Raw genomic sequence first — 3,669 nt, 5'->3', positions numbered from 1 at the left:
CTCGCCGTCGCCACCGCCGGGCTGGACGGGCTCGACCCCGACGCCCCGGCCGCGCGCTTCGAGGCCGCGGCGCGCGACATCGTGGACGGCCTGCGCTCCCCCGACCTCGTCGCGGTGAGCGGCCTCGGCGACAACAGCGGCCCCGACGACGACGGCACCGTCGCCGACGACCAGAGCGTCGCGCAGCTGGTCACGGCGATCAGCGCGGCGGGCGGCCCCGCCTACGACTGGCGCTCGGTCGACCCGCGCGACAACGCCGACGGCGGGCGCAAGGGGTCCAACCAGCGGGTGGGGTTCCTGTTCCGCACCGACCGCGGCCTCTCGTTCGTCGACCGCCCGTCGCTGGCCGACCCCGTCCCCGACGCCCCGCCCGCGCGGCCCGACCCGGCCGTCACGCCGGCCCGGGCCGTCCCGCGCGGCGGCGCGGCGGGGCTCACGCTGAGCCCCGGCCGGATCGCGCCGGGCGACGCAGCGTGGGCCGGCGCCCGCAAGCCGATCGCCGGGGAGCTGACGTGGCGGGGGCGCCGCATCATCGTCGTCGCCAACCAGTGGTTCCCCCGCACCGGCGACGACCAGCCGCTGTTCGGGCGCCGCCAGCCGCCTTCCCAGCCCACCCAGTGGCGCCGGGACGCGCAGGCCCGCGTGGTCGCGGGCTTCGTGAACTCCGTCCGGAAGGTGGACGCCCGGGCCCGCGTGATCGTGGCGGGCGACCTCGGCGACCGCGGGACCTCGGCCCCGGTCCGCACCCTCGCCCAGGGCGCGGGGCTCGCCGACCTGCCCGCCGAACTGCCCGCGGGCGACCGCTACACGGCGGTGACCGGCGGCAACGCCGAGGACCTCGACCACATCCTGCTGAGCCCGTCGCTGCGCGCGAACCGGCACGAGTTCGACGTGGTGCACCGCAGCGCGGAGTTCGCCGACCGCGCCGGCGACCGCGACCCCACGGTCGTCCGCATCGCGGTGACCGGCCGGTAGCGGCCCGCGGGCCGGGCGGCCGATAGGGTCCCCGGATTTGGGAGATGCCGAAAGTAGCGTCACGGTTAGGTCCGGAATACCTCCGGGGTTTTTCTCCTGACCGGCGGGGCAGCGTCCGATCGGCACAACCCCCCACCGGGAGGAGACGCCTTCCATGGCGACCCGATATCGGCCGCACATCAGCCTGCTCGGCCTCATCTACCTGATCATCGGCGTGTTCATCGCCTGGGACCGCGGCTACATCGACGAGGGCCTGGTCGAGAAGATCGTCAGCGCGCTGCTGGCCGTCTTCCTCTGGATCCTCGTCCTGCTCGGCGTGGACTTCCATATCAACTTCTGAACCCTCGCGTCCCTCCGGACCGGGCACGGGCCGTCCCTCTCCCCCCGCGGAGGGACGGCCCGTGTCCTTGCCGACAGATGCACGTCGCTACCCGGTCATAGACGACAAGTGCCGCAAAGGTTACTTTCCGCTCATGACGAAAAAGGACTGCAGTTGCGGACATGGCGGCGGATGCTCGTGCGCGAAGGGCTGCTCCTGCGGCTGCAACGGCTGACCGCCGAGCCCCCGCGCTCAGCCGAGTGCGGGGGCGCGCCAGAGGATCAGGGCGTCGGCGTCGGCGCCCGTCGCCAGGACGGTGGAGCCCGCGGCGGACAGGGCCGTGAGGCGCTGGTCGCCGGGTCCGGTGAGTCCGGGAACGGCGACCCGCCGCCAGCTCACGCCGTCGGGTGACGTCAGAACCGCCGCGTCGTCCTTCGCGGAGGCCGCCGCGACGAAGCCGCGGGGCGTGGCCGCGAGGGCGGTGGCGCTCAGGCCGGGGCCGAGGTCGTGCCGCGTCCATGTCGCACCGGCGTCGGTGGACACCAGCGCGGCCGCGTCGCCCGCGATCGCGACGAGGGTGTCGCCCCGGGCCGCGACCTGGGTGAGCGGAGCGGTGAGACCGGACGGAAGCCTGGCGGCGGTCCACCTGAGGCCGTCCGGGGACGTCCAGGCCGCGGGCTCCTTGCCGCGTCCGCCGACCGCCGCGTAGGCCCTGCCCGTCGCGGCCACGTCGGCCGGGGCGCCGTCGAGGCCAGCGCGGCTCCAGGTGCGCAGGTCGGCCGAGCGCCAGGCCACACCGGTCCCCACCGCGACGTAGCCGGCCGGGCCGGTGGCCGCGGCCACGGGCGGCGGACCTGCCGGGAGAACGGGCTTCTGCCAGGTGAGGCCGTCCTGCGAGGTCAGCGCGAGGGGGCCGGGGGACGTGCCCGACGCGCGGCCGACGGCCAGCCAGCCGTGCCCGCCGCGGACGGCGTCGGACAGCAGGCCCGCCGTGGCAGGGAACCCGGCGCGCCTCCACGCGCGGCCGTCGGGGGACGTCCAGATCGCGGCGTTGCCGTTGGTGCTGCCCACCGCGACGGAGACCCCCGGCCCCGCGGCCAGCGACCTGACCGAGCGCTCGGGGTGGACGGCGCCCGGGACGGTGCGCAGGTCCACGCCGAACAGGTAGCCGTCGTCGCCCTGCCGTCCGGAGACGTTGATCTTTCCGTCGGCGACCGTCAGGCCGCTGCCGCGCACCGGCGCGGGGACGGTGCCTCCCGGCTGCCAGGTGCGGCCGTCCGCGCTGCGCAGGACGGTCCGCGCCCCCTTCGCGCCCTGGACGATGACGGCGAGCCCCGAGGGGGTGCCGTCGAAGCGCTCGACGCCGGCGCCGCCGAACCGGCCCGCGGCCCGCCACCCGGCGCCGTCCGCCGAGGTGAACAGGACGCCGAAGCGGGTCGTCCTGCGGTGCTTCCCGCGGCCGGTCGTCCGCCTGCCCTCGCGGACGGTCGCGAACCCGCCGGGGCCGACCGCCAGGCCCTTCATCGGCCCGTACGAGCCCTGCGCCTGCGGGACCCCGACGGGCGCCCACGTCCGGCCGCCGTCGGTGGACCGCCAGAGGCCGTCGGTCCGCACGGTCCGGGTGACCTTCTTCCTGCCCCGCTTCTCGGTGACCTTCTTGCCGTACGTCCCGTGGACCGCGATCACGTTGCCGGACGCCGCGACGCGGTCGAGGGCGATGATCCCCGGGAGGCCGTCGACGCGCTGCCACGCGCGCCCGTCCGCCGAACTCCAGGCCACCGCGCGGCCTCCGGACGCGCCCACGGCGACGAAGCCCTGGCCGGTGCGGGCCAGGTCGTTCACCTGGTCGGACGGCGTGAAGCCCGCGGCGGGCGGGCGGCGCGTCCAGGTCGCGGCGTCCTCGCTCGTCCACGCCGTCACGCTTCCGGCGGAGGTGCGGCCGAGCGCCGCCCAGCGTCCCGCGCCGCCGTCGATCAGGCGCGGGGTGTCGCCGGCGGGCACGGCCGAGCCGTCCGCCGTGCGCAGCGCCGCGAGCGACCAGGCGTGCCCCGCGTCGTTGGAGACCAGGAAGCGGGCCCGCTCCCGGCCGGGGACGCCGTCGCCCTCGGTGCCCGCCGCGACGACGGTCCCGCCCGCGGAGGCGATGGTCGTGAGGTCCTGGACGAGGCCGTCGCTCGTGGCGGCCGGGTCGGGGGCGAACAGCCGGTCCGCCACGACGGGCCCGGGGACGCCCTGCTCCGCCGGCCCGTCGTCGCCCCGGGACACCGCGTAGACCACGCCGCCGGCGAGCCGGGCGACGGCCTCGGCACTGCTGTCATCGATCAGTGCCGCCAGGTTCTCCGGTAAGCCGGACGGCCGACCGGCCCCTGTCCGCT

The 3,669-nt window shown here is 76.7% G+C and carries 2 protein-coding genes and 1 pseudogene; 2 read left to right on the top strand and 1 reads right to left on the bottom strand.

Annotation, left to right across the window (positions count from 1 at the left end):
• Together AB0K37_RS40960 and AB0K37_RS40955 are read left to right on the top strand one after the other, a co-directional pair.
• A pseudogene (locus AB0K37_RS40960) lies at positions 1-975 on the top strand (endonuclease/exonuclease/phosphatase); the annotation flags it as partial.
• Between the two features lie 154 nt (positions 976-1,129).
• A complete protein-coding gene (locus tag AB0K37_RS40955; RefSeq protein WP_345186343.1) occupies positions 1,130-1,315 on the top strand; it encodes a hypothetical protein in 186 nt (61 codons plus the stop codon).
• A gap of 231 nt (positions 1,316-1,546) precedes the next feature.
• On the opposite strand, the gene AB0K37_RS40950 is transcribed toward AB0K37_RS40955, so the two are convergent.
• On the bottom strand, positions 1,547-3,669 hold a 2,123-nt coding region (locus AB0K37_RS40950), incomplete at its 5' end, for a hypothetical protein (RefSeq protein WP_363991300.1).

Source organism: Actinomadura sp. NPDC049753, assembly GCF_040674655.1.
Lineage (GTDB): Bacteria > Actinomycetota > Actinomycetes > Streptosporangiales > Streptosporangiaceae > Spirillospora > Spirillospora verrucosospora.
This window is presented reverse-complemented; position numbering and strand designations above follow the sequence as displayed.

What these genes read in the sequence shown, in the direction of transcription:
- AB0K37_RS40955 (WP_345186343.1), top strand. Translation starts at nt 1,130, where the DNA reads ATGGCGACCCGATATCGGCCGCACATCAGCCTGCTCGGCCTCATCTAC.